21 protein-coding genes are annotated in these 25,019 nt (G+C 49.2%); 9 read left to right on the forward strand and 12 right to left on the reverse strand.

Translation table 11 applies throughout. The annotated features are described in order from the left end of the window. The first annotated feature begins 42 nt into the window (after positions 1–42). Positions 43–1,122 carry an MBL fold metallo-hydrolase gene (locus HYN46_RS15370; protein WP_114900204.1) on the forward strand — a complete coding sequence of 360 codons (1,080 nt, stop codon included), beginning with the start codon at positions 43–45 and terminating at the stop codon, positions 1,120–1,122. Here HYN46_RS15370 and HYN46_RS15375 read toward each other — a convergent pair. Together HYN46_RS15375 and HYN46_RS15380 are read right to left on the reverse strand one after the other, a co-directional pair. Beyond that, positions 1,073–2,575, reverse strand: a complete 1,503-nt coding sequence (locus tag HYN46_RS15375) for a heavy metal sensor histidine kinase (protein WP_114900205.1) — start codon at positions 2,573–2,575, stop codon at positions 1,073–1,075. The two genes, HYN46_RS15370 and HYN46_RS15375, sit on opposite strands and share 50 nt — an antisense overlap. Continuing rightward, complete coding sequence (locus HYN46_RS15380) at positions 2,541–3,227, reverse strand: heavy metal response regulator transcription factor (RefSeq protein WP_114900802.1); 687 nt, start codon at positions 3,225–3,227, stop codon at positions 2,541–2,543. The genes HYN46_RS15375 and HYN46_RS15380 overlap by 35 nt, the downstream gene beginning before the upstream one ends. A gap of 483 nt (positions 3,228–3,710) precedes the next feature. On the opposite strand from HYN46_RS15380, the gene HYN46_RS15385 reads away from it, so the two are divergent. Further along, complete coding sequence (locus tag HYN46_RS15385) at positions 3,711–3,953, forward strand: hypothetical protein (RefSeq protein ID WP_114900206.1); 243 nt, start codon at positions 3,711–3,713, stop codon at positions 3,951–3,953. Positions 3,954–4,255: 302 nt separating this feature from the next. After that, positions 4,256–5,299 carry an NAD(P)H-quinone oxidoreductase gene (locus HYN46_RS15390; protein ID WP_114900207.1) on the forward strand — a complete coding sequence of 348 codons (1,044 nt, stop codon included), beginning with the start codon at positions 4,256–4,258 and terminating at the stop codon, positions 5,297–5,299. Positions 5,300–5,333: 34 nt separating this feature from the next. Here HYN46_RS15390 and HYN46_RS15395 read toward each other — a convergent pair whose 3' ends face one another. The 5 genes from HYN46_RS15395 to HYN46_RS15415 form a co-directional block, all read right to left on the reverse strand. Beyond that, positions 5,334–6,641, reverse strand: a complete 1,308-nt coding sequence (locus tag HYN46_RS15395; protein ID WP_162818258.1) for a carbohydrate porin — start codon at positions 6,639–6,641, stop codon at positions 5,334–5,336. Positions 6,642–6,709: 68 nt separating this feature from the next. Continuing rightward, a complete protein-coding gene (locus HYN46_RS15400; RefSeq protein ID WP_114900209.1) occupies positions 6,710–8,299 on the reverse strand; it encodes a GMC family oxidoreductase in 1,590 nt (529 codons plus the stop codon). 64 nt (positions 8,300–8,363) lie between these two features. Continuing rightward, the gene (locus HYN46_RS15405; RefSeq protein WP_114900210.1) at positions 8,364–8,921 is read right to left on the reverse strand and encodes a sugar dehydrogenase complex small subunit; all 558 of its coding nucleotides are present in this window, start codon (positions 8,919–8,921) and stop codon (positions 8,364–8,366) included. A gap of 8 nt (positions 8,922–8,929) precedes the next feature. Further along, complete coding sequence (locus HYN46_RS15410) at positions 8,930–10,273, reverse strand: cytochrome c (RefSeq protein ID WP_114900211.1); 1,344 nt, start codon at positions 10,271–10,273, stop codon at positions 8,930–8,932. 393 nt (positions 10,274–10,666) lie between these two features. After that, positions 10,667–10,963 carry a hypothetical protein gene (locus HYN46_RS15415; RefSeq protein ID WP_114900212.1) on the reverse strand — a complete coding sequence of 99 codons (297 nt, stop codon included), beginning with the start codon at positions 10,961–10,963 and terminating at the stop codon, positions 10,667–10,669. Between the two features lie 165 nt (positions 10,964–11,128). On the opposite strand from HYN46_RS15415, the gene HYN46_RS15420 reads away from it, so the two are divergent. Next, positions 11,129–12,004, forward strand: coding sequence for a LysR family transcriptional regulator (locus HYN46_RS15420; protein ID WP_114900213.1), 876 nt, complete (start codon positions 11,129–11,131; stop codon positions 12,002–12,004). A gap of 30 nt (positions 12,005–12,034) precedes the next feature. On the opposite strand, the gene HYN46_RS15425 is transcribed toward HYN46_RS15420, so the two are convergent. From HYN46_RS15425 to HYN46_RS15435, 3 genes are all read right to left on the reverse strand, one after another. Next, entirely contained in the window at positions 12,035–12,829 is a 795-nt protein-coding gene (locus HYN46_RS15425) for an alpha/beta fold hydrolase (protein ID WP_162818259.1), read from the reverse strand. 237 nt (positions 12,830–13,066) lie between these two features. Then, complete coding sequence (locus HYN46_RS15430) at positions 13,067–13,765, reverse strand: alpha/beta hydrolase (RefSeq protein ID WP_114900803.1); 699 nt, start codon at positions 13,763–13,765, stop codon at positions 13,067–13,069. A 114-nt stretch (positions 13,766–13,879) separates the two neighbouring features. After that, on the reverse strand, positions 13,880–14,683 hold the full coding sequence (locus HYN46_RS15435; protein ID WP_114900215.1) for an SDR family NAD(P)-dependent oxidoreductase: 804 nt from the start codon (positions 14,681–14,683) through the stop codon (positions 13,880–13,882). 214 nt (positions 14,684–14,897) lie between these two features. Between HYN46_RS15435 and HYN46_RS15440 the strand changes: the two genes are divergently transcribed. After that, positions 14,898–15,398, forward strand: coding sequence for a hypothetical protein (locus HYN46_RS15440; protein ID WP_114900216.1), 501 nt, complete (start codon positions 14,898–14,900; stop codon positions 15,396–15,398). 198 nt (positions 15,399–15,596) lie between these two features. Next, complete coding sequence (locus HYN46_RS15445) at positions 15,597–17,477, forward strand: potassium transporter Kup (RefSeq protein ID WP_114900217.1); 1,881 nt, start codon at positions 15,597–15,599, stop codon at positions 17,475–17,477. A gap of 77 nt (positions 17,478–17,554) precedes the next feature. On the opposite strand, the gene HYN46_RS15450 is transcribed toward HYN46_RS15445, so the two are convergent. Then, entirely contained in the window at positions 17,555–18,250 is a 696-nt protein-coding gene (locus HYN46_RS15450; protein ID WP_114900218.1) for a VIT1/CCC1 transporter family protein, read from the reverse strand. 570 nt (positions 18,251–18,820) lie between these two features. Between HYN46_RS15450 and HYN46_RS15455 the strand changes: the two genes are divergently transcribed. From HYN46_RS15455 to HYN46_RS15465, 3 genes are all read left to right on the forward strand, one after another. Next, positions 18,821–20,470 carry an NRAMP family divalent metal transporter gene (locus HYN46_RS15455; RefSeq protein ID WP_210009249.1) on the forward strand — a complete coding sequence of 550 codons (1,650 nt, stop codon included), beginning with the start codon at positions 18,821–18,823 and terminating at the stop codon, positions 20,468–20,470. 38 nt (positions 20,471–20,508) lie between these two features. Continuing rightward, on the forward strand, positions 20,509–21,225 hold the full coding sequence (locus HYN46_RS15460) for an MgtC/SapB family protein (RefSeq protein ID WP_114900219.1): 717 nt from the start codon (positions 20,509–20,511) through the stop codon (positions 21,223–21,225). A 111-nt stretch (positions 21,226–21,336) separates the two neighbouring features. Further along, a complete protein-coding gene (locus HYN46_RS15465; RefSeq protein WP_162818260.1) occupies positions 21,337–22,551 on the forward strand; it encodes an esterase/lipase family protein in 1,215 nt (404 codons plus the stop codon). On the opposite strand, the gene HYN46_RS15470 is transcribed toward HYN46_RS15465, so the two are convergent. Beyond that, the gene (locus tag HYN46_RS15470; protein ID WP_162818261.1) at positions 22,502–24,901 is read right to left on the reverse strand and encodes a molybdopterin-dependent oxidoreductase; all 2,400 of its coding nucleotides are present in this window, start codon (positions 24,899–24,901) and stop codon (positions 22,502–22,504) included. The genes HYN46_RS15465 and HYN46_RS15470 overlap by 50 nt on opposite strands. Positions 24,902–25,019 lie beyond the last annotated feature (118 nt).

Consider the following 25,019-nt stretch of genomic DNA (forward strand, 5'->3'; position numbering starts at 1 on the left):
ATCATTCATTTTAAATACTATTTGATGACGAGGATAAGCAGCATGATCAGTGACGTACTCAGTCCCAATACCTCATCCAGTCTAGAGACCGCTTCCGATTTGAAAACGGAACGTGACCCTAAGCCCACTCTACTGTCTTCACAGCAGCGTGATGGACGTTTCTGGAATCTACGCCCCAACCTGCACAAGACCACCTTGTGGAAAACCCTGCAGTTGATGTGGCGATTCGCCTTCAACAAACCTGCAGGCACAGTGCCTAGCCAGCCTATCCCAGTGCTTACCATCACGCAGGCACAATTGCTTGCCGCACCAGATCGGTCGTTGTTTCGCCTCGGACACTCGACCATGTTGGTTAAGCTACGCGGTGAGTTCTGGCTGACGGACCCTGTGTTTTCCAAACGCGCCTCACCTTTCCAGTGGATCGGACCAAAACGCTTTCATCAACCGCCGATCAGTATTGCGGACCTCCCACCGATCAAAGGGGTGATCCTGTCGCATAACCACTATGATCACCTCGACTATGACGCAGTCATGCAGCTTAAAGATAAAGTCGAACACTTTCTAACGCCGTTGGGTGTTGGCGATACACTAGTCAAGTGGGGTGTGCCTGCAAGCAAAGTCCAGCAACTGGACTGGTGGCAAGAGACCCAAGTCGAAGGATTAAAGTTTGCGGCTACGCCTGCACACCACTTTTCAGGGCGCGGATTATCAGATAGCAATGCCACCCTATGGGCATCTTGGGTGATTATCGATAATGATTTGCGCGTGTTTTTCAGTGGCGATACGGGTTATTTTGATGGCTTTAAAGAGATCGGTAACCGCTATGGCCCATTTGATGTGACCATGATTGAAACTGGCGCTTATGGTCAGGACTGGCCAGATGTCCACATGCAGCCCGAACAAACCCTACAAGCCCATGTGGACTTAAAAGGCAGAGCTTTGCTGCCTGTGCATAACGGCACGTTTGATCTGGCATTGCATGTCTGGAATGATCCGTTTGAGCGCATTGTGGCACTGGCGGAGCGTCATGGCATAGCGGTCAGTACACCGCAGATGGGTGAGCCTTTAAATCTTAATGAACCCCGAGCTGAGGTCCGCTGGTGGCGTGCCCAGCCGGTCTAAGCCAGAGACGGATCGTGAAGGTGATCTGCTGTCCTTCGGAACGGACTTCAATATCACCGCCATGCATCTGCACAATTGACTTGGTGATCGCAAGGCCAAGACCCGTGCCTTCGTCAGTCCGCTGCTGTGCACTCGCACTGCGATAGAAGCGGTCAAAGAAATGCATCAATTGTTCAGCAGGTACTGGGGCAGCGTCGTTTTGTACAATAATGGTGGCGAAATTCAGGCTTTGAGACAGATCGATCAAAATTGTACTGTCTCGGGTGCCATAACGAATGGCATTTGAAATCAGATTACTCAGAGCTCGGCGCAACATCAGTTGATCACCATGCACAATAGCACGGCCAGACAGCTTAAGCTGCATGCCCTTCTCTTCAGCCAGTGCGTCATAGTACTCATACAACTCAAAAGCTTCTTTGCCGATATCAACATCTTTAGCATGAAAAAGATTAATACCGTGATCCGCTTGGGCAAGTAGCAGCATATCGGAAATCATGCGTGATAAGCGCTCATATTCCTCTAAATTGGAATAGAGAATTTCCTGATAAGTCTGATTGTCCCTTGGCTGTGTTAAACAGACCTGGGTTTGGGTCATCATATTATTGATCGGTGCACGCAGCTCATGCGCAAGATCAGAAGAAAACTCTGAAAGCCGGATAAAAGTGAGTTTGAGTCGATCCAGCATCTCATTAAAAGAATTGGCCAGCGGTAGCAGTTCCGTTGGTGCATGATCCGTATCTAGTCGCTCAGTCAGATTATGTGCCGAAATCTGTTCTGCTACACCGACCATGGACTGAGCACTCGACAAGCCTTTTCGCGTTGCATACCAGCCAAGCAACATTAGACAGAGGGTCCCAAGACCACCCACTGCAAGTAACAATTCGCGAAAGTGATGAAGAAAACGGGTGTGCTTTCGCACCTCAAGACCGATCATGATGCGATAATTGGTGGCTTGATCGACCGTATTCTGTTGTGTCAGGAGCATGAACAAATAGCGCTTTTGATTAATCGGCCACTCTTGCTGCTCTAAGGTTTTGTCCTGTGTAATCAACAAGACCTTACCCTCTTTCTGATGATCTTGCCACTCTTGCAAAGTTGGTCCTTGACTGACGACAGGCTGGCTCGGCGAAGATTGCAGATTTTCGGTGGTAAACAGCGGGGTTCCAATCGGACGCTCAATGCGGACTATGGGTTTACGGCGACTGATAAACGCAGACTTTAATTCGTTAATGGTATTCTGGCTGTTGCCGGGGTGGTCTTTTAAAATACTTTCGACCTCAGACATACGCATTTCAAGTCTTTCGCGATCAATCGCAATCAGTTGCTGCGTCACTAAATGATCAATCACCAGCCCCATGATCAAAAAGATAATCAATGTGCATAGCGAAAAAATGAGACTGATGCGGACGCTCAGAGACCTAACGATTTTCCTCAATTTCAGTTTCCAAGACATAGCCCATACCGCGTATCGTTTTTATCAGCTTCGGATGAAAATCCTGATCGATTTTATTGCGTAATCGCTTGATAGCAACTTCGACCACATTGGTATCACTTTCAAAATTCATATCCCATACTTGGGATGCGATCAATGAGCGAGGCAGTATCTCACCTTGCTTACGCATAAACAGCTCTAATAACAAAAATTCTTTTGCAGTAAGGTCGATTCGGCGGCCTGCGCGTGTAACTCGACGACGGCGTAAATCGAGTTCAATGTCAGCTACCGTGATCACATCATTCTCTTGCTGCTGACTGCGCCGCAAAAGGCTCTTAATCCGTGCAAGCAATTCAGTAAAGGCAAAGGGCTTAATCAGATAATCGTCTGCTCCGAGCTCTAAACCTCGGATCCGATCATCTAGATGACTTTGTGCTGTAAGGAAAAGTACTGGCATCCAATATTCTGCCTTACGGATCGTAGACAATAAGGTCCAGCCATCCATTTTGGGCAACATCACATCTAAAATCAGCAGATCATAGCTATCGGTCAATACTTGATTCAATGCCGATTGGCCGTCACTCACCCAATCGACTGTATATCCCGCTTCAGTAAGACCTTGCTTGAGGTACTCTCCAGTCTTGGATTCATCTTCAGCAATTAAAATTTTCAAACGTTGGTGTCCCCGTATTAGCTGCCAAATCCGCATCACGCGTTCATGGAGTGTAAAGTCACGTCCATTATAATGAGTTGTTTTAATATGGCAAAGCAAGCACGTTATAACACCTGACGAAAACAAAAACGTTGCAATATACGCACAATATATTACTAACCTATGACAATTTTAATAAAAAATTTACCCTAGCGCAATATATAAGTACATCAAGTAATATTTTTACTTATGAAAAATATAAATTATTATTTAATAAATAAATAATATACATTAAAAACAAATATTTGATTGTATTTTCAATTTAAATTATCAAACTTATATCTCACCTACAAAATACACACACGCATATATACATATTTATTTTTTAAAAAAAATTTCAACTGACACCAAAATGACGCCAAGATTACTTTTTTGTCATTTTGTGGATTTTAAAACATAAAGACGCATATTATGGATATTAAATGAACACGAGCAATTAATATCATGAAGGCTTTTTTAATTGAACATCAAAACATGACCAGAGAATATCCGAGTTCATCACTCATACCAGTCGAAAATGAAGTGGCGCATATTGCCGATTTGGAGTTTAATTTGAGTCAGGGCTCGATTAAAAAGTCTGGACAGGAAATCAATGTCACTGCAAGACAGTATGCCTTGCTGGAACGCTTTATTCAGGCCCGCACAGAATCACAAAACGCCTATCTCGATATTTCATGTGATACTTGATTGAAATGGTCGCGCTTAGATCGCGCCTATTCACTCTACTTCCATGAAATAAAACTGTGCATTGAATGGGACAAAGTCTCCCTTATATCTTGATCCTAAAGCACTAGCTTAGAAGTAATTTCGTCCGCAACACCGCTCTCTGCAGCAGAGATAACTCAATAATACATGAACCAAGTCACAATAATCGACAAATTTACGATAGATTTGTATAGAAAATAGAGTACGCTCTCTGCTAATCATTCCTTAGCATGTCCGGATGACGGATCAATTCTTTACATTCTGTGACCAGTTTGAGATCTCTCATGAATAACCCGATTCAATTTCCCAATGCTCACCTCCCAGAAAGCATGACCGAAATCAGCATCACTCATCCAGGAAAACCTGAGGTGTTGGTGCCGCATCAAACTGCAATCCCTGTACCCGCTGCGGATGAGTTACTGATTCAAGTTTTTGCCGCTGGCGTGAATCGGCCTGACGTCATGCAGCGCCAAGGCATCTATCCGATGCCCGCTGGTGTTAATCCTGTTCCTGGACTTGAGATCTCAGGACTGGTCGTCGCGAAAGGTGCCAATGTCAGCGGATTTTCACTCGGTGATCGGGTATGCGGACTAACCAATGGTGGCGGCTATGCCGAGTATTGCGTGCTCCCAGCTTCACAAGCGCTGCCTATCCCCAAAGGGGTCACGTTTATTCAAGCGGCCGCCATCCCTGAAACCTTCTTTACAGTTTGGGCCAATCTCTTTCAAATCGGCAAGGCCAAAGCAGGAGATCGCGTTCTGATTCATGGTGGTAGCAGCGGAATCGGTACGACTGCCCTGATGCTGTGTAAGGAGTTGGGCATAGAGAGTTTTGCAACCGTGGGGAGCGCAGAAAAATGTCATTCAATTGCTCACCTTACCCAACCGATTAATTATCGTGAGCAAGATTTTGCGACCGTGGTTTTACAGCAAACCCAACAACAAGGTGTTGATGTGATTTTGGACATCGTTGGAGGGTCTTATTTTGCACAGAACCTGCATGCTCTTGCGCGTGATGGTCGTTTGGTGATTATCGGCTTTATGGGCGGGGTCACAGCTAAAGACGTCAACCTGCAAGAATTGGTGTTAAAGCGCGCTATCGTCACCGGCTCCACCATGCGGGCAAGAACCCGTGCTGAGAAAGCGGAAATTACCCAAGCGCTACTTGAGCATGTCTGGCCACTATTGGCTGCGGGCAAATTTTTGCCGATGATTCATGCGGCCTTTTCACTGTGTGAAGTGGTCAAGGCACACGAAATGATGGAAGCAGGTGATCATGTCGGCAAGATCATCCTCACCGTACCTCATAAAGATGTGCCAAATCCCTAATTGGTCTATTTGCTCAAATGAAACAGCTCATCGGCTAAAAATTAACATTGGTTTTCAACCCAAAAACCAATGCGTTTTTATTGTCAGTAGTACCGCCCGGATGGATCACATACTGTAGATCTGGCGCAATCGACACGGAATGGATCAAACCAATGTTATAGATCGCTTCAAGCACATATTCATTGTGCTTGGGTGCGACCTCGGCCTTGTTATGCACGGCATTGCTTTGATCAACAAAAGTGTTATAGCGATCATTGGTATGCAGTGCGCCAAAGGTGAGTCCAAAGTAGTCATCTGGACGGTCAAAAGCACCCACGTATTTAGCACCCACGTTGATCACCCGATCAGTCTGTGAGGTCGCCTGATCCGCAAAAGCCGAGCGCCAGAATAGCGATAAACCCTGACCTTTGGCCACACCAGTAATTTGCTGATCAATGTTCTGATAGCTGCCATAGCGACTATTGCGCTGCATCGGCTCGCCACCACTTACAGCTAGAGGTTGACCTTGGGTATTCAGCAGCAGATCATCTCCCCCTGCGTTGTTATACCAAAAGCCCAGCCGATAGCTGGCCGGATAACCCGCAACTGTGGGCAACCAACCGAGCTCCAGAGGAAAGACTGCTCCGCGCGTGCCTTTTGGATTATCAGGTCGCCAGCCGTAGTCTTCTGCATAAGCCGTGGTGCCGATCACCGGATTGACCTGATAAACGCCCAATTGCGCATAGGTCTCCGCAGTGGTTTTGACTTTAAGACGCGCCGCCCAGACACTCACCGGATAGGTAAACCAATAGCTGCTCACGATCTTGCCCGGTACTGAGCCGCAGATCATATTGTTCTGGAAGTCACACGGAAAGCTTGAGAAGTCATCGCTTAAGGTTAAGCGTCCAATCCGCAATGCGACCGTGTCGCCCCACAGTTTCTGATCCAAATAGAAACGGGTTAGACGCCACGTTTCTCCGCGACCATAGATTTCCTGCACTTGTTGCAAGGTACCTAAGTGTGCATCATTACTGGTGCTTTCCCCACCGCGCTTGCTATAGGTGATCTGAAAGCTCCCACCCTGCCAGCCTAGTAGGCGATCCAAATCCAGCGTGGTGCCGAGTGCAAATTGATCAGCATAGTCCGAGACGTGAGAGGTACCACCGCGAAAGTTATGCGCAAACTCGCCTGTATAACCCAGACTAAACGTCACACCATCTTGTGCCAACTGGGTCCGCACGCCTCCCCAATCACCCAATAAATATGGACGTGTTTGCAAGTTTTGATCGCCGTTATCTGCTGAGGCGTAACCAGAAACAAGCAGACTCATCGCGGTGATGAGATAGGCGGCACGTTTTATCATGATAGATCTCTCATGCAAATAAGCTTGCGACGCTCTCCCACACGGGATATCCATGCGGGAGCCTTGGATTAGATTTCGCGACTGATGATGTCACCGATACGCAGTGCAAGGGCATAGCCAGTCAGTGTTGGATTGACCACCGTTGAACTGGCATGCACACTGGTACTGGCGATAAACAGATTGGCATGATCATGAGTACGACACTCGTGATTCACCACGGAGTCTTTGGGATTAGCCCCCATAATAGTTGTACCCATGATATGGGAACTGGGAACCCAATCGTCAGGATTGCTCAGCACTTCAGTGGCCGCAAAGACGGTACGGAACTGATCATAGTCCTGAAACAGGCGTGGCAGCGCGGCCAGTGAATACGGTGTCATGCGAAAATCGGTCTTCGGCTTGGCAATGCCCAGCGCATCGACCTGACTGCTGAGTTGTACGCGATTGATGGGATCAGGTAACACTTCAACATATGAGGCGATCTTCAGATAGCGCGCCGCATCGTGACGGATGGCTTCATCCAGTGCAGGCCCCACCACGCCTTTATCAATCAGACGTTTAGTGATCAACTCGTTAGGTACGGTATTGTCCAAAAAGTGGCGAATTGAGCCATGTTCTTTGCGGAACTCCCCATCGCGCCAAGTATTGATACTACCCTGCTGCGTTGGACCACGACCTGCCCACACCGGATCCTTGACCAGCATCGAAATCGACTTGCCGATATGCCCCATATAATTACGTCCGACTTGGTCGGAGGAATTGGCAATGTTAGAGATCAAAAGTAGTTTCGGAATCTCCACCCCATGTGCCGCCAGAATAAAATACTTGGCGGTCAGACGTGTAGATTTGCCGTCTGGGGTCTTGTAGTGAATCGCAACGATCTTACCGTCATTGCCTTTTTCAATCTTGTACACCACAGCATTGGTCAGAAGTTTAGCACCATTCTCACGTGCCCATCTCACTGGCATATCGCCAGAGAACTGCGCGCCGATCGGGCAGATCGGAGCACAGTTATTATTGCCCGCGCAGATCGGACGACCGTTATATGGACGGGTGGCACGTGCATTGGGCTCATCAACAAAGTGATGACCGACACTACTGGTTTTGCTGGCGACCTGCTGGGTCAGATAGGTCCATGCCTGCATTTGCATCGGATAGGGTTTGGAGCGCGGTGGGAACGGCTTACCGCCCTGTCCACTTTGGTCATCTGTATCTGAACCCGACACCCCAATTTCCTCTTCTGCCTGCTGGTACCAAGGCTCAAGGTCATCATAGGAGATCGGCCAGTCACGCCCTTGTCCGTATAACGATTGCAGCTTGAAGTCGCTCGGCAGGTTACGCCATGTGGCGCCGCCCCAATGCCAAGTCGTGCCGCCGACTAAACGGAGATAAGCAGGCTTTTGGACAATGGGTCCGACGCTTTCAATATAATTAGGTGTCGATGACTTGGACGCCCATGGCTGCTCTGGGTATGGGCCGTTGTAGTCCGATTTATTACCAAAATTGCGGAAAGAATTGAGGATTTCAGCGCGCTTCACTTCAGGACCCGCTTCCAAAATCAGCACGGCGTGCTTCTTCTTGGCCAGTGCATTGGCGACTGCGCCGCCTAGGATTCCTGCACCTACTACTATTACATCTGCATCGTATTCAGTTGCCATAATACACCGTCACTCTCATATTCATCTTGTGGGTAAGTCGCCATGCCTGCAAGGGATATCGTCTCTAGACACCCGTGAGTAATGGCGTCGCCGTCCAATATTCTGGTCGCCCGCGGATATAGGTTGGAATCACCGTCACATCTTTGGTGGTATCAAACATCAGCGCCATCTCGTAAGCGACGGCCTTCGCAGTCGCACCGCGCCCGACATTGCCGGTATAAAACGTTTCAATGATCAATAGACAGGTTTTACGCACTGCTTGATCAGCCTCGGTAAAGCCTGCAAAAAGCTGCGTGACATCGGGTGCTTGGAAGCGTTTTACGGTATCCAACACCGCCTGTAACTGCGGTGCAAAATCAGGGATATTTTTTTTCAGTGCCGAAAAAACCGCTGCAGCATAGGGCGCAGACAACTGAGGCTTTGCCACCAAAAAGGTCGCAAGACTATAAAAGTCGGTGGTACTGGTGTCAGGACTTGGTGCCGCACTGGCGATCAAACCCGACGCCAACAGCACTGAACTGCTCAAGACACTGAGTTTAATAAAGTGTCTGCGACTTGGCACACTGCCCACCTTTTGCGATTCAAGTTGATTCGACTGGTGTTGATTAGACATCGTCATCATGATTCTCCTTAGTGGGCGGGTCTGAGTTTTTTAACATCATGCGCAGAGACCGTACCTGCCCCATGCCCAAAAGTCACGGTGACATAATTCGCCAGTGTCGCCAGTTCCTCATCATTTAACTCACCCGCAAATGCCGGCATAAAGTAGTGGTCTTTACCATTCTCCACTTCTGCGCCATTGAGCATGACTTGAATCAGGTTATGCGCATCTTTAGCACCCAGCACACTGTTATGCACCATCGAAGGATAGTAGCCATCTGAGGTGCCGACACCGGTTTTGCCATGACAGCTGGCGCAGTGATTCAAGTAAAGCTCAGCACCCGTTGGAGCGGCCTTACCGCCTTGTGCTGCAAAACGAACATCCTGATAGTCGGTAGTGGGTTTACCAAAGCTTGAGCGTGCGGCGGTTTGTTGATCTTGATAGGCGGGTACGGTTACGAGATAAGTCGCCATCGCCTGTAAGTCGGCATCAGACATCTTGCTAAAACTATGGGTAATCGCCTCAGCCATGCCCCCTGCGGCCTGCGCCTTGTTGGGAACATTGCCTGTGCGCAGATACTGCACAATCTCAGCTTTAGTCCATGTGCCAATGCCGGAGTGCGGATCACTGGTGATGTTATAGGCTTGCCAGCCGCCTAACGCTGCACCCGCAAGATAGTGCTTGCTGGTTTCATCATAAGCTTTTTCTTGCATTGCCAGACCACGCGGGGTATGGCAGGTTCCACAGTGCGCTGCGCCTTGAACCAGATACGCGCCGCGATTCCACTCCGCACTTTGCTCAGGTTTATTTTGGTAAACCCCTTTGCTCAAAAACAATTGATTCCACACTTTTAACGGGAAGCGTAAAGTCAGTGGCCATGGAAAATCAGGTTTGCGATTCTCCTGCGCCACAGCAGGTACGCCCTGCATAAAGTAGGCATAGAGACTTTGGATATCATCCGGCGTAAGCTTAGCGTATGCGGTATAAGGCATTGCGGGGTATAGATTACCCCCATCACGGCGAATGCCATATTGTACTGCGCGTTGAAACTCTTGCAGGCTGTAGTGACCAATGCCGTGATCTTTGTCTGGCGTGATATTGGTGCTATAGATATTGCCCATCGGTAAGGGCATCGGCAGACCACCAGCAAAGGGTTTGCCGCCTGTGGTACTGTGGCAAGCGACACAGTCGGAGGCTATTGCAAGTGCTTTACCCTGTTCGATTCGTTCTGGGGTGATTACAAGAGGAGCTGAGATCAGTGCGTCACTGTCTTTCGCTTCGGAGTGCCAGATGAATATAGCACCCAGTAAAACTATCAGCAGGGGCAGACCTAAGAACGTCACAATAATTTTTGAGCGTCTTCGTAGGGGCATAATGAATCACTCTTTTTAAAGCCAATCCACGATCTACTTTAAGCCGAACGATGGAGGAGATGGCATGTCATTCGACATCAAACCAAATCCTGCTATTGATCGATTCGGCCAAAATAAACCAAAAAAATATCATCTATCGAGATCACGCATCTAAAGACAATAATCGACCTGATTTCATTGTGTATTGAACCGAGTATAAGCAACCTGTCGGACCATGAAATGATTTAGAATCCATAGAATCATTGCAATCGTCCACAACATTTGAAAACATCGGAGATCACATTTTGATTTGCCGTGATAAACACGGTATATCAAGAAAAAAAAACACTGCCCACAACTGAAGCAGTGTTTATAAATGTGGGCGTATGCCCACCGCTGCGGAACGCATTGGCGTTACTCGTTACTTGCCGGTAAATGGAGCACCGGAAAGCTCAAGTCAACATTTGACTGGTCATCGTCCAGCTCTGAAATGGCTGTGCCGATGGTGTAACCGTGATACTGAAGTTGGCGATTAAGGATTTCCAAACCCGCGGGGCCTATGCCCTGTGTAGCCAGACGCTCTAACGTCCAATGCTCAAAATCGCGAATGGTTTCGATACCCGCAGCCTGCAACAAACCGATATATTTTGGATGGATATTCAACTGATCCACGGACGTATCTGGACTCATACGTTTCGATGCAACTTTCATTGGATCACCTCTATCTCAAGTTCAAGGTGCAGAGACACCCTGTCAAACTTTCACCATCCTGTTATACCCATCCTATCGCCTCAATATTAAGTTGCCATCTTAGTGATTGTGCCCAAAGTGCACAAGATGTAAAATTTACGACACTCTATTGCGAATTTAGCACCAATGGACCTAAACCATCTGCAATTGTTTATTGAAGTCGCCAAAGCCGGCAGTTTTTCTGCAACCGCCAAGAAGCTCAACGTCGAGCGGTCATCCATCAGCCGCAACATAGCCGCTCTTGAAAAAGCTTTAGGGGTACAGCTCTTAAGTCGCACCACGCGCCAAGTTGCTTTGACCACCGCCGGTGAACAGTTGTATCGCCAAATTTCGCCACATCTCGATTCACTGCAAGAGGCAGTCACTGCCCTGCCTGAGCGCGAGGAACAACCCGCAGGGCTGATCCGCGTCACGGTACTTGGTGATATTGCGATTAAATTTTTGGCTGGGGCGTTGGCAGGATTCACCGCACGTTACCCTGCGATTCAAGTCGAAGTGCATATCAGCAACCATCTGGTTGATCTGGTGAATGACGGTATTGATGTCGCTCTACGAGTCGTGAAATCCAAGCTGAATGACTCCTCTTTGATCGCCCGCCCCCTGACAAACATCGATATGCATGTCTACGCAGCACCTGGTTATTTGGCGCGCGCAGGCATACCGCGCACGCTCATCGAAGCGGCAGATCATCAATGGTTGATTTTTCGAGATATGCGCATTCCCCAACTCGTACAGCCTACACAAAAACCTGCGGTGACGGGTGATGACATGTTGTTTTTACAGGAAGCTGCCAAGGCTGGCATCGGTATCGCAGCCTTACCAACTTTTTTGGCACGTCATGATGTCGCGGCAGGTAATCTGGTCCGTATCCTGCCGGAGATATCCATTACCATCGGTGTGTTGAATATCATGCATCCGCCTGCAAAACAATTGTCACGAAAAGTGCGGGTTTTTCGGGAATATTTGGTGGATTATCTGAGTGTGCATCCGCTGGTGGGATAAGTTTTGCGTTCTTAACCGCAAAAAAAGCCTTTAAGCCTCACCCAAAAAACACACCACTTCCCGAATGACTTCAGCATCCGCAAGCAAACGACGATGACCAAGCCCCGTGAGCGGCACAAAGCGACTCCCCGCCCACGCAGCCGCCACACTTTGCGCCGCAATTATCGGAATCACCCGATCATCATCTGAGTGCAGGATCAAAGCAGGGATCGTGAGGTGCGTTGCAGACTTTTGCAGATCAACATGGACTGGGTCCACGCCAAATTCCCGCAGCGTATCAATCATCTCTTGCCGAGCCATCTCGTCATAACCCAGTTGAGCCGCCGTCATGTCTATCCCATCCATAAAGCGACGGGGCGGTGAGATGAGTACGACTTTGCCTGCGACGAGTCCACGCTCAAGTGCATCGCCGCTAATGCCTGCTCCCAATGAATGCGCAACAACCACATAAAAATCTTGCCCCAACCCAGCCTGAATCTCTAATAGCGCCTTCGCACATGCGGGAATTGAAGTCCGCTTCCCCTCTGAGCGACCATGTGCTGGAAGGTCAATTGCCGCAACGCTAAAACCCTGTGCAAGAGTCGCCATAATCAACGGTTCAAAATCCAGAATACTGCCTTCCCAGCCATGCACAAACATCACCAAGGGTCCCTGCCCCGCACTGGAGACATGCACCTGCCCGGCTTGGGTTGTGATCATACGCGTGCTTTCCACCCAATTGCCTAACTGACTTACAGCAGCTTGTTTACGTGGATCAGGGGTTAAAAAGCGCATGGCAATGTCTCGGGGGCTGAAACGCTGTGGCGTGATGCTGGCGTTATTCATGGCGACTCTCCTTCTTTGGCCTTGACGAATATTATAAATGATTATCATCATATATAATTAATCTTATGATGATCATCATGTAAAAACAAGACTCAAGGAATGTCATTGTTTGAATGTCGATTTAAAAAAATATTTGTCGCTTAGAAAGTAAGCCTTCAAAATAAAAAACGGACAATCAACGCAGTCATTCGTTGTCGTCCGTCAGTTTGCAATCATACTTTAAAACTAAATCAGTCCTTAGACATAACCCAGTGCATGTGCCGCTTCATCGATCAGATCAGTGACTTGTACAGGCTGTGAGGCGAGTGAAGCATGACTAGAATTCAAAGTAATCACTTTACGTGCGCCTAAGCGTGCTGACATCCGCTGCTGATTTTCAGGGGCAATCATGCGGTCTTCACTGGAAATCTGATACCACGATGGCTTATTTTTCCACGCTGGAGCTGTGATCGCATCGCCAAAGGTGCTTGCCAACGGTGCTTTCTGCGTCACAGCCATCACCAGCCCCTCATCAGAGGTCAAATCCTGACAGAAGCTTTCACGAAACAGCTCTGGCTTGATCCACAAGTAGCCGTCGCTATCGGGTGCCAGATTAGCTGCGGCAACAGGAGGATGCTCTTGGGTGATGCCTCCGGGGCTCTCGCCAGCATCGGGTGCAAAGGCTGCAATATAGACCAGCCCGATCACATTCGTTTGATCGCCCGCTTCCGTAATCACGGCGCCGCCATACGAGTGGCCAACCAGTAGAACAGGACCTGCTTGCTGAGCAATCATCTTGCGGGTACGCTCGGCGTCTTCGGCCAGCGAGGTAAGCGGAAGCTCTACAGCTTTGATCGAGGTATAGCCTTTTTTGGCCAGTTCCACGATCACTTTACTCCAGTGGGCAGCGCCGCCCCAAAACCCATGAACGAGTATAATTGTTGGTTTTCTCATGATTGTTGCTCCATTTGACACCTCAATGTGTGTCCTGAGATTAATCTTCCACCTACGGCCTGCCCAGTAGTCGATTGTTGTCGATGCGCGAACATTGCGTAACCAGAGCCCACGAACTCAACCTTTAGCTAAGCGATCTTTGAGCCGTTTATCTCGCTTACGGAAATAGGGCTGCATTGCTTTGATCACCACGCTAGGCATCGCAGCCAAAGCCACCTCCCCCATAACGCCAACCGGGCTACTGACCCGAACAGGACGCTTTTCCACAGCCTCAACAATCCAGCCCGCCGCACGCTCAACCGTCATCATCCGCTCATGTTTATAAATGGCAGTACGTGACGACATCGGGGTGCGCACCAAGGGGAAATACACCACAGTCGTGGTGATGCCTTTATGCGCAAACTCGGCCAGCAGAGAACGCGAAAAGGACTCCAGCGCCATTTTGCTGGCGATATAAGCGGAGAACAGTGGGATGGGGAACTGCGACGACATGGTCGAAATATTCACCACATGACCGCTGCCTTGCTCAATAAAACGCGGTAGGATGCGCAACGTCAAGCGCACGGCGCTCAGATAGTTCAATTGGATAGTCCGCTCGTAGTCATGTGGACGATCCAAAGAATCTTGTATCGAACGACGAATGGAGTGTGCCGCGTTATTGACCAGCGCATCAATCCTGGGGTGCGCTTGTAAGATCGCTTCGGCACAGGCATTGACCGAAGCAGGCTCGGACAGATCGCACGGATAAACCCAAGCCTCACCGCCTTTGACCCGAATCGCGTCTGCAACACGTTCAAGCTCCTCAGTGCGTCTAGCGACGAGACATAAGCGTGCCCCGAGATCTGATAATTGATAGGCGGCTTGCTCACCAATCCCGCTGGATGATCCCGTCAAAATAATGGTTTGTCCATGTAGCTTCATCCCTAACCTCTCCCTATCGATACACCTGTTTTAAAGTCCCGAGCCTTAATTAATACCTCGGCTTAAAAAAGCATACGCCACATCCAGCGGAGCACCATTGACCTTGAATCTCTTTTTTAAGGTCAATAAATGCAATTTTGGGTCAATGAGGCAAACTATCCCAAGCTTTTTCTGTGTTAATCTTTCAACTTGGGGAGAGGTAGAGGTTATGGAGATGGTTCTAATCGTCATTGCAGTGCTGATTGTCTGTGCAATCGCGTATCTTGCAATTCGGTCAATTAAAAAACACGTCGATTTTTTTCAGACGACAGCATCGATCTATAAAATCACGGGTTACAAAGAATTTGATTTTGAAATTGTGGGGGAGCATAGCTATCAGCAAGCGCTGAAACGCATCGCAGGTGCAAAAACGGAAACGCCTAAAGAACACTATGCCGTTGCCACCTTAAATCACGAACCCAATAACCCCCATGATCCCGAAGCGTGCGTGGTCAAGATCAATACCGAAACCGTCGGTTATCTCTCCAAACAAGAAGCCTTCGACTTTCTGGATGAACTGGATACCTTAAACATTGCCCGCAGCACCTTCTTTTTAGTCGATGCCGTAATTATCGGTGGCTGGAAAAACAAAGACAGCGAAGGCAGTTATGGCGTCAAACTCGATATGCCCTTTAATATGGGTGACTTGAGTGAGAGACTTAAAAGAATGGATTAACCTCTGCTTGATGTTAATCCACAACAGCATGCCACACGAAAATCCCACTGCTCTCCATCAAAAATAAAGATAAATCCTACAAGATGGCGTATGGTTAGCGTATCTGATCCTGCTATGATCCAGCGATAACATCAGAAAAAATGCCAGCGGCGACAATAATTTTATTTCATCAACGATGACGTTTGGGTAGTCAACATCATGACCGAATCCACCATAAAATCACCGCATACATCCATGATGGCGCTCGGCGCTCTAGGCGTCGTTTTTGGCGATATCGGCACCAGTCCGCTATACGCTTTGACGACCTGCTTTCATAGCGATGGCGGCATACCGATCGATCATGCCAATGTACTTGGGATTCTGTCTCTGATCTTCTGGTCACTCATGATTGTCGTGTCCTTGAAGTTTGCCATCATCATTATGCGGGCGGACAACAAAGGCGAAGGTGGCATCATGGCTCTGCTGGCGCTTAATCTACACAATCCTAAATTCGGTCCAAAAATGCGTAACATCCTGATCGCATTGGGGCTCTTTGGTGCGGCATTGTTTTTTGGTGATGGAATCATTACCCCTGCAATCTCGGTGTTGTCGGCAGTTGAAGGTTTATCAGTTGGGACCTCCGTTTTCACGCCTTATATTCTCCCCATCACCATCAGCGTATTGATCGCATTGTTTATGATTCAGCGCAGAGGAACAGCCGCCGTGGGGCGCTATTTTGGGCCGATCATGCTGTTGTGGTTTATCACCATTGGTTTGATTGGACTCAATAAAGTTATTGAGCATCCGGCTATTCTCGCACTGGTCAATCCGTACTGGGCTATCCATTTTTTTGTTATCCACCCCATGACTGCCTTTATCACTATGGGGGCAATCGTTCTGACCATCACGGGTGCTGAAGCACTCTATGCCGATATGGGGCACTTTGGTCGCAGACCCATTCAGTGGGCATGGTTTATTGTCGTTCTCCCTTGCCTCGTTTTAAATTATGCTGGGGAAGGCGTACTGGTGCTACAGAACCCAGCGGCAATTGAAAATCCGTTTTATCTGCTGGTACCAAAAATGCTGATGTACCCGATGATTGTACTGGCCACCATCGCTACCGTAATTGCCTCACAGGCTGTCATTTCGGGCGTCTTTTCGATGATCAGACAGGCGATGCAACTGGGCTATTTACCACGCATGACGATCCTGCATACCTCCGAATCGGAGATTGGGCAGATTTATATCCCTGTATTGAATTGGCTACTGCTCATCCTGATCGTGATTCTAGTGGCCATGTTTAAGTCCAGCGCAAGTCTGGCATCAGCTTATGGCATAGCCGTCACGATCACCCTGTTTTGTGACACGCTGCTGGTGGCCTGTCTCATGTATTACGCATGGAACTGGTCTTTGCCCAAAATGCTGTTGGTTGCGATTCCATTCTTAGTCCCAGACCTACTGTTCCTGACGTCCAACATGCTTAAGATTACCGATGGTGGCTGGTTCCCGCTGTCTGTTGGCGTCATCGCCTTTACCATCATGATGACCTGGAAGCGGGGCCGAACACTTGTTCTAGAGAAGTTAAAAGCAGGCTCTCCGCCGCTCGACATCTTTATCCAAAGCGTATCTAAGCATGCCTTTAAGGTCTCGGGTACGGCGGTATTTCTCACCACCAATCAAAATATTGTGCCCAACGCCCTGATGCATAACTTAAAACATAACAAAGTCTTGCATGAAAAAAATATTCTACTCACCGTGGTCGCAGAAGACGTGCCCTATGTTGATGTCGAATCGCGAGTACGCGTGGAGCAGATTGATGATCACTTTTATCGTTTGGTAGCGTGCTATGGCTTTAAAGAGAGCCTCAATGTGCCGCATGCGCTAGAGCAAGGTCTCGCCTTGCTGCGCCTGCCCTGTGATTTTATGCAGATCAGCTTTTTTATCTCTCGCGAACGCATCCTGCATACCGTGGGTTCTGGCATGGCGCCTTGGCGTGAAAAGCTATTTATCTCAATGACGCGTAACACCTCTGCTATCAGCGACTACTTCCAGATTCCGCCTAATCGCGTTGTGGAGATCGGCAGTCAGATCGAGATTTAAAAACGGATGAATAAAGCGATCCTTGTGCACACCATGTAGATTATGTGCAAAGGAGTGTCACTGAATTACTACTAGTTTTAAACATGTGTCCCGAACAATGAACCAATCCAAGCCGTGACCAGCATAGCCAAAATCCCGCCGATGGTCACGCGAACAATCCCTTTATACAGTGGTACGCCGCCAGCATAACTGGATAATCCCCCTGAGATCATCAGCGCCAACGTACTCACAATGCCAACAACTAGGGCTGCGATATGCGCTGGGCTCAACCATGCAGCCACAATGGGAAAAATCGCACCTACAGTGAATGACAGCGCTGACGCCATCGCCGCATGAATCGGCTGCGCGGCCAGCGTTTCGGAGAGTCCAATCTCATCCCGAGCATGTGCCTCTAAAGCGTTCTTTTCCGTCAGTTGCACCGCAACCTCATGGGCAAGCGTGGGGGTTAAGCCACGCTCAACATAAATCTGAGTCAGCTCTTTTAGCTCAAATTGCGGATTACGCTTGAGTTCAGCTTGCTCTTTGACAAGATCGGCTTGTTCCGTATCGGCTTGCGACTGAACTGAAACATACTCCCCAGCCGCCATAGACAACGCACCAGAGACCAGACCCGCAATACCCGTAAGCAACACCACAGAAGGCGCAGCACCACTGGCTGCCACACCAATCACAAGGCTCGCTACGGACAGAATGCCATCATTCGCCCCCAAGACCGACGCGCGCAGCCAGCCCGTGCGATTGCTATAGTGAACTTCGTGATGAGCATGCGACATGATGACTCCTTATTGAATCTTACGAATTAGGCTTCGCGATATTGGGTGATCTCTTTTACCGTTTCTCAAGTAATCTTAAATACACTTAGATGACCAAATGATATCGAAATATAAAGATCTTTTGTCACCTTAACATACTCCCCCCCACTATAGGGTAAAACAACAGTTTTTTGCTTGACACTCCAAAAAACGAGGCATATAGTCCGCTTGTTTTCATTACATAGGAGTCCTACGTGGATACTTGTTCGTCGTGTTGGTGTAGCCAAAGACTTTGGCACTGACCCGGTAAGATCACGCAGGATTCCTCTTGCCACTATCTTGCCGCGGGCAGATGGTGGTTCATTCCATGATTGATGTGCTGATGTCTAGCCATAAATCGTCTGTTGTACCTCCTACATCATCTTGAGTCGTCACTGTTTTGGTTTGACCACCAAAATTGCGGGCAGCATTCAACCTTAATTTCTTGCAGATCGAACTGATCTGCGAACCGTGCCGTGATGTCTTCTGCACACGATAAGGCTGTATGAGCAAGCATTGACGTAGGGCTCTCTAGCAATCGCGGAGAGTACCATGTCTACCAATACCCCTTTAAAAATGACCCCAGTCGATCATGGCGCGGTGCTGGATAACGCCCATGTCGGTGATATCCACGGTGCCTTCGGTTCCATCCGAGCACATCACCCAAACCACAAACTCGGTTGGAAAGGCCGACTCACCACACTGCTGGCCATCATCGGTCCCGGCCTGATCGTGATGGTTGGCGATAATGACGCCGGGGCATTCGGCACCTATACCCAAGCCGGTCAGAACTACGGCACCACACTGCTCTGGACCCTGCTGCTCCTGATCCCCGTTCTATATATCAATCAGGAAATGGTGTTGCGCCTTGGTGCTGTCACTGGCGTGGGTCATGCACGCCTGATCTTTGAACGCTTCGGCAAGTTCTGGGGCGCATTTAGCGTCGTTGACCTATTCATCCTCAATGCCTTGACGATCGTGACGGAGTTTATCGGCATCAGTCTGGGTCTGGATTATCTCGGCGTACCTAAAGTTGCAGGCCTCATCGCCGCCGCCATCATCATCATGCTGGCAGCAACTACAGGCAGTTTTCGCCGATTTGAGCGCTTTGCCATGTTTTTGGTGCTGGGCAGCTTGCTGCTGATCCCTGTCTTGCTTATGGTTCATCCACCAATGAGTCAGATTGCTCATGATTTTGTCACCCCTGCCATGCCTGCTCATAGCAAGCTTAGCGAAGTAATGCTGCTCATCATCGCCATAGTCGGTACCACCATTGCGCCATGGCAATTGTTCTTTCAACAAAGCTATCTGATCGACAAACGCATTACCCCACGCTATATCAAATACGCCCGTATCGACCTGTGGCTCGGCATCATCATCGTGATCATTGGCGCAGTGGCAATGATGGCGTTTTGTGCACAGACCTTTGCGGGTACGCCAGAGTTTGGCAACTTTGTTGACGCAGGTGCTGTTGCACACGGCATTGAAAAATACGTGGGGCATCTACCTGGCGTGCTCTTTGCCATCGCCCTAATTGATGCCAGCATTATCGGTGCCGCAGCGGTCTCACTCTCTACAGCCTATGCCCTAGGAGATGTCCTGTCGATCAAACATTCCTTGCATCGCAAGGCCAGCGATGCCAAAGGCTTCTATGCGGTGTTCTGCGGTTTGATCGCCATCGCTGCGACTTTGGTATTGACCCCACATGTGCCGCTCGGCTTACTCACCAATCTCGTGCAAACCCTAGCAGGGGTGCTGCTGCCCAGTGCCACTGTTTTTCTCTTGCTGCTCTGCAATGACCGCGCAGTGCTCGGACCATGGGTCAACTCGCACGCAATCAATCTCTTCTCTGGTGCAGTTGTGGCGGTGCTGGTTATGCTTTCGATAATTTTGACGGCATCGGTGTTGTTTCCAGCGATCACTGGGTCTCAGATCGTGTGGATTCTGGTGATTGGCAGCAGCGCCACACTGCTTTCTGTCATCAGCGTGAAAAGCTATGAGCGTATAAAAGGCGTGTCACCTGCAACAAAATTCACCTACAGCAAAGTCCTGCAGGAAACATGGCGTATGCCACCGCTGCATGAACTGTCGCCCGCAAAAATCAGTTTACTGAGCCGAATCTGGATGATCGTACTACGGAGTTATCTCGTGGTCGCAGCAGGCATGCTCATCTTCAAAATGATCATGCTGGCCATCGGTTAATACAAGTTTCCCCCTCTTCACATTTAGGAGACCTGCATATGCATAGCTGGCAACTGGTGAACCTCACCGATACTTTGGATTCCTTTATCTGCCTGACGGCAGCCTTTATCTTGGGTTCGCTAATTGGCTATGAGCGGCAATATCGACAACGTACCGCTGGCTTACGCACCAATACACTGGTCGCGGTTGCTGCGGCATCCTTTGTCGATCTTGCCATGCATCTCAATGGCAATATCGGCGCAGCCCAAGTAACGGCCTATGTCGTCTCGGGTGTCGGTTTTTTAGGTGCGGGAACCATTATGAAAGAAGGGCTTAATGTGCGCGGTTTAAATACCGCGGCAACCCTATGGGGCTCTGCGGCCGTGGGTGCCTGTGCTGGGGCACATCTGATCGACCACGCCGTATTGATTGCTGTGTTTGTACTGGCTGCCAACACGTTACTGCGTCCCGTCGTGAACTCGATTAACCGTAAACCGATCAATGATCAATCCAGTGAAGTGACCTATCAATTGCATGTGATCGTGGCGAACGAGGAACAGCGTTTTGCCATGATTACAGTTGAACACTTACTGGACCATGCCGAGTATCCCCTCGCGCATATCGATGTCGAGTCATTTAATGAAGACGATGTGGAAATCACTGCAACCCTGCTGTCCACCTCGGCAGAGTCGCAAACGCTGGATCAGATTACCGCACGGCTGGTGGACAAGCCCTATGTCAAACATGCATTCTGGAACTCAAGCATTACCGAGTAGTGCTTAGAAGTGTAGCGAGCAATGTGCTTTGTCAGCTGCATTAAAAAGGCATTGACATTGTGCATGGCTCAGCCTAAATTGGTGTACAAGTGTTCACTAAAAGATATCATCATGAATGCACCGGCACTGATTCCCCAAGAACAACAATCACCCAATCCGTATCGCGGCGCACTCAATATTGCAGGTGCCGTGCTGCATCTTGCCATGCGTAGCGCGCAAGAAGTCACCCACCTTGCGGCAGAAGTGCATAGCACCATCACCGACATGCCTGCGCCATTGAACCAGACCCATCGTGCCAATCCGCGCCGTGCACCATTGGCATATCGCATAGTAGCCAGTAGCTTTGCGCTGCTGGCCCGCTTTAGTCATCTGCTCACCACCCAGCAAACCGAGTTTAATCAACTACCAACCTTACGCAGCCAAGCCGCATTGAATGGTGTATGCGGCGACAAACTTGAAGCATGGGCCAGCCCTTTTGCGCTTACACTGACCTTGCGTGGCGAGCGCGGCAGGCTTATGGATGCCGCAGAGTGGGCATCGCCTTCGGAAAAGGGGCATGTGTTGTTTCTGCACGGTCTCTGCCATAACGATCTGGAATGGCAGCAATCTGCGCATCATCAAGTGTTTTATCAAGAATTAGAAGCCGCAGGCTATCGCGTCGCATGGCTTCGCTACAACACCGGACGCGCGATCCATGTCAATGGGCAGGCACTTGCCGAGTTGCTTGAGCAGTACTTTGCCGATCACGGTCAACCGCTCTGGCTGATTGGACATAGCATGGGGGGCTTGCTCATTCGCAGTGCCAGCCATTGGGCAGAGACACATCAGCATCGTTGGCTCAATCGCCTGAGCCATGCCGCCTATCTAGGCTCACCGCACCTGGGGGCGCCGTGGGAAGTTGTGGGCAATAAACTGAATAATATTTTGGGCATTACACCCTACACGCGTCCTTTTATGCGCTTGGGCGACATTCGCAGTCGCGGTATCAAAGACCTGCGCGGCGCACATATCACCGCTGATCAAAACATGCCGCCCTTAGTCGAAGGCGTCAATCACTTACTACTCGCCACCGCTTGGAGTGCGGCCCATACCGACAACTGGATTGGGGATGGCATCGTGCCTGTATCCAGTGCGCTGGCACAGGATGCCCAAGGGGATCGTTTGCACGCGCCGAAACTTAAGCGCGTACTGTTGAATGATATCCATCACATCGCTATCTTGGACGATGTGCGGGTTTATCAAGAACTACGGCAGTGGCTGGGCATTGAAATGAATGCTAAACCACAGCCTCCTCTTCTGCTGGCATGGCATCCACAGCAACCTTAGCCACAGCTGTCAACTGACAGCGCACGTATTTTAATGCAGGGATCGCGGTGTATTTATCGCGATCATTGACATCGGACAGCTCATTTAACGTCACACCAGTACGCGTTGGTTTACCGGTAACAGGGTCTGGATACTGCATATCAAAGATATTGGGCAAATGTAGATGTCCTTTCCGTGTGCTGGTATCGACTTTCACTGGTACGGTCACTTCGCCGCGCTTGGTGGTTAGTTTGACCATATCGCCGGAAGCAACACCCACCAGCTCGGCATCCTCAGGATGAATGAGCATCGCATAGTGGATATCTCGCCCTTTACGCCATGACGGATCGCGCACGATGGTATTGGCGGTCCACCCCGTACGCATGCCTGCATCCAACACAAAAGGATAATCCGTGACTGCATCTTCCTGCCCCATGAGCACTTCTAAGTCAGCAATGAAGTCCGCCTGATATAAGCGTGCTTTCTTATCGAAGTAATGACAGAAATCCTCAAAATTACGCGCTTCATCCATCAGACCCAAAACCACCCCTTCCGGATGTTCATTGATCAGATCAAAGACTTTTTGACCGATAGCAAAGGGATTTTTGATCGACTTAAACTCAGGGAACTGTAAATCAAACTGCTTACGACGCGTTAGTGCATAACCCATTGAAAGCAACCAGACATAGGCCATCAATGGATTTTTAAGCTGTGGTCCGAGCGTTTCATACAAGGTAAAGAACAAGCGACCGACTGTGGCAAGTACTCCTTCTTTGCTGAGTTTGCCTTTGAATGAAAGCGCACCTATCGCCGCCAAATAGGCTGGCGCATAAAGCGGGTTGGTAGCCTTTGCAGCCAGGCGATATATGAGCTTGGATGCAGGTTTTACGATGCCCATCGCAAGTGCCAGACGATGATAAATTTCGATCTCAGGCAATGCATCAGGTGAACCACTCACCACAGGTGGCCGGACTTGGGCATAGATCACATCTTTGGGAAATACTGCCATTTCCCATTTTTCATAACCGGCTGGTGTCGGCAAGACATAATCCGCCGCCTGTGCGGTTTCAGTCATATTCGGCTCTATCACCACCAGCAGATCAAGCTGGGCAAACGCTTCGCGGAAACGTTTGGTATCTACATAACTGACCAGTGGATTCGCACCATCGACGATCAACGCTCGGATGCGATGCGGATGTGAGGATAGGATCTCTTCGGGAATCAGATTAGGGGAAAACTGCATCATCGGTGCAATCAATGCCGAGGCAATGATGTCGGACTCCAGAGGCTTTTGCAGACGCGGCAGAATGGGAAACTTCGGACCAAACTGCTGTACGAAAACATTACCGCCGCGTACACCGGTATTCCCTGTGATCAAAGACAGCATCCGAATCAGGTAGCTATTGAGCGTGGTATTGATGCCGTGATCGACACCGAGGTCATAACAGATCGCCGCTGTTGGTGCCGCGGCAAACGCGCGTGCTACCGCCTCGATATCTTCAATGGCAAGCTCAGTACGTCGTGCCATATCTTCACGATCGACTTTTTTCAGCATGGCCGCGACTTGCTCGAAGCCTTTCACTTTTTTGGCAATAAAGTCGCGATCATAAAGTTCTTCCTGCACAATGATGGCATTAATCGCTAACATCAAATACACATCTTGCGCGGGTTTGATACAGAGATGGAAGTCCGAACGGCGAGCTGTTTCGGTCAGACGTGGGTCCACCACTGCAATCTGACGGTTCGGATCTTTAACGATTTCTTTGATGGTGTCGGTGGCATTCACCCCGCGATTACTAATCAGCGGATTGGTGCCCAAGTACAAAACAAAATCAGCCTTATGCTCATCCCCTGCCAGATAGTGGTCATGACCGGCTTTAAACAAACGCCCATCGACCAGCGGATGTTGGATTTTCTCCTGACCCAGCGCATTGAAGAACGATCCGGAACCAATGGCATAGAGCAGCGGTAATGCGCCAAACACATTGGAGTGGTTACCCTGCCCACCTATGCCAGCTACCGCGACTGCGCGCGGGGCATAGGTATGACGAATATGGTTCAGCTTGGCGGCAATTTCTGAGATCGCCTGATCCCAAGAAATTTGTGCAAACGTACCATCCGGCATTTTCTTGAGTGGGTGTTCTACACGCTGCTTATGGTGGACGCTGTTCGGGATCGCAAAGGCTTTATTACAGATATAGCCTTTGGTAGTCGGATTGGTTTTATCGGCTTTGACTTTGACGATGATATTGTCTTCGATATCCAGCTTCACCCCACAGTTATGCGAGCAGAGGATACAAACACTGGATAGATCAGTGGCATTAGGCGGTACATGTGCGGCGCCTTGTTGAACTTTGGCTGAGGTCGTCATGGCAGATTTCCGTGGCTTTGGGGTCAACTGACCCATCTATGATGTATATCGTTTGAGTGAAGAATGTTTACACAAGACACATTCATAGTAAGTACAAAAATGGAACTTGTCAATTTTG

The sequence above is a fragment of the Aquirhabdus parva genome, from assembly GCF_003351745.1.
GTDB lineage: Bacteria > Pseudomonadota > Gammaproteobacteria > Pseudomonadales > Moraxellaceae > Aquirhabdus > Aquirhabdus parva.

Bases quoted from the DNA above. Each gene is read 5' to 3' on its own strand.
- HYN46_RS15370 (WP_114900204.1), top strand. From the start codon at position 43: ATGATCAGTGACGTACTCAGTCCCAATACCTCATCCAGTCTAGAGACC.
- HYN46_RS15425 (WP_162818259.1), bottom strand. From the start codon at position 12,829: ATGAATAACGCCAGCATCACGCCACAGCGTTTCAGCCCCCGAGACATT.
- HYN46_RS15470 (WP_162818261.1), bottom strand. From the start codon at position 24,901: ATGACGACCTCAGCCAAAGTTCAACAAGGCGCCGCACATGTACCGCCT.
- HYN46_RS15395 (WP_162818258.1), bottom strand. From the start codon at position 6,641: ATGATAAAACGTGCCGCCTATCTCATCACCGCGATGAGTCTGCTTGTT.
- HYN46_RS15405 (WP_114900210.1), bottom strand. From the start codon at position 8,921: ATGATGACGATGTCTAATCAACACCAGTCGAATCAACTTGAATCGCAA.
- HYN46_RS15435 (WP_114900215.1), bottom strand. From the start codon at position 14,683: ATGAAGCTACATGGACAAACCATTATTTTGACGGGATCATCCAGCGGG.
- HYN46_RS15400 (WP_114900209.1), bottom strand. From the start codon at position 8,299: ATGGCAACTGAATACGATGCAGATGTAATAGTAGTAGGTGCAGGAATC.
- HYN46_RS15420 (WP_114900213.1), top strand. From the start codon at position 11,129: ATGGACCTAAACCATCTGCAATTGTTTATTGAAGTCGCCAAAGCCGGC.
- HYN46_RS15460 (WP_114900219.1), top strand. From the start codon at position 20,509: ATGCATAGCTGGCAACTGGTGAACCTCACCGATACTTTGGATTCCTTT.
- HYN46_RS15465 (WP_162818260.1), top strand. From the start codon at position 21,337: ATGAATGCACCGGCACTGATTCCCCAAGAACAACAATCACCCAATCCG.
- HYN46_RS15410 (WP_114900211.1), bottom strand. From the start codon at position 10,273: ATGCCCCTACGAAGACGCTCAAAAATTATTGTGACGTTCTTAGGTCTG.
- HYN46_RS15385 (WP_114900206.1), top strand. From the start codon at position 3,711: ATGAAGGCTTTTTTAATTGAACATCAAAACATGACCAGAGAATATCCG.
- HYN46_RS15440 (WP_114900216.1), top strand. From the start codon at position 14,898: ATGGTTCTAATCGTCATTGCAGTGCTGATTGTCTGTGCAATCGCGTAT.
- HYN46_RS15450 (WP_114900218.1), bottom strand. From the start codon at position 18,250: ATGTCGCATGCTCATCACGAAGTTCACTATAGCAATCGCACGGGCTGG.
- HYN46_RS15415 (WP_114900212.1), bottom strand. From the start codon at position 10,963: ATGAAAGTTGCATCGAAACGTATGAGTCCAGATACGTCCGTGGATCAG.
- HYN46_RS15445 (WP_114900217.1), top strand. From the start codon at position 15,597: ATGACCGAATCCACCATAAAATCACCGCATACATCCATGATGGCGCTC.
- HYN46_RS15375 (WP_114900205.1), bottom strand. From the start codon at position 2,575: ATGTCTTGGAAACTGAAATTGAGGAAAATCGTTAGGTCTCTGAGCGTC.
- HYN46_RS15455 (WP_210009249.1), top strand. From the start codon at position 18,821: ATGTCTACCAATACCCCTTTAAAAATGACCCCAGTCGATCATGGCGCG.
- HYN46_RS15390 (WP_114900207.1), top strand. From the start codon at position 4,256: ATGAATAACCCGATTCAATTTCCCAATGCTCACCTCCCAGAAAGCATG.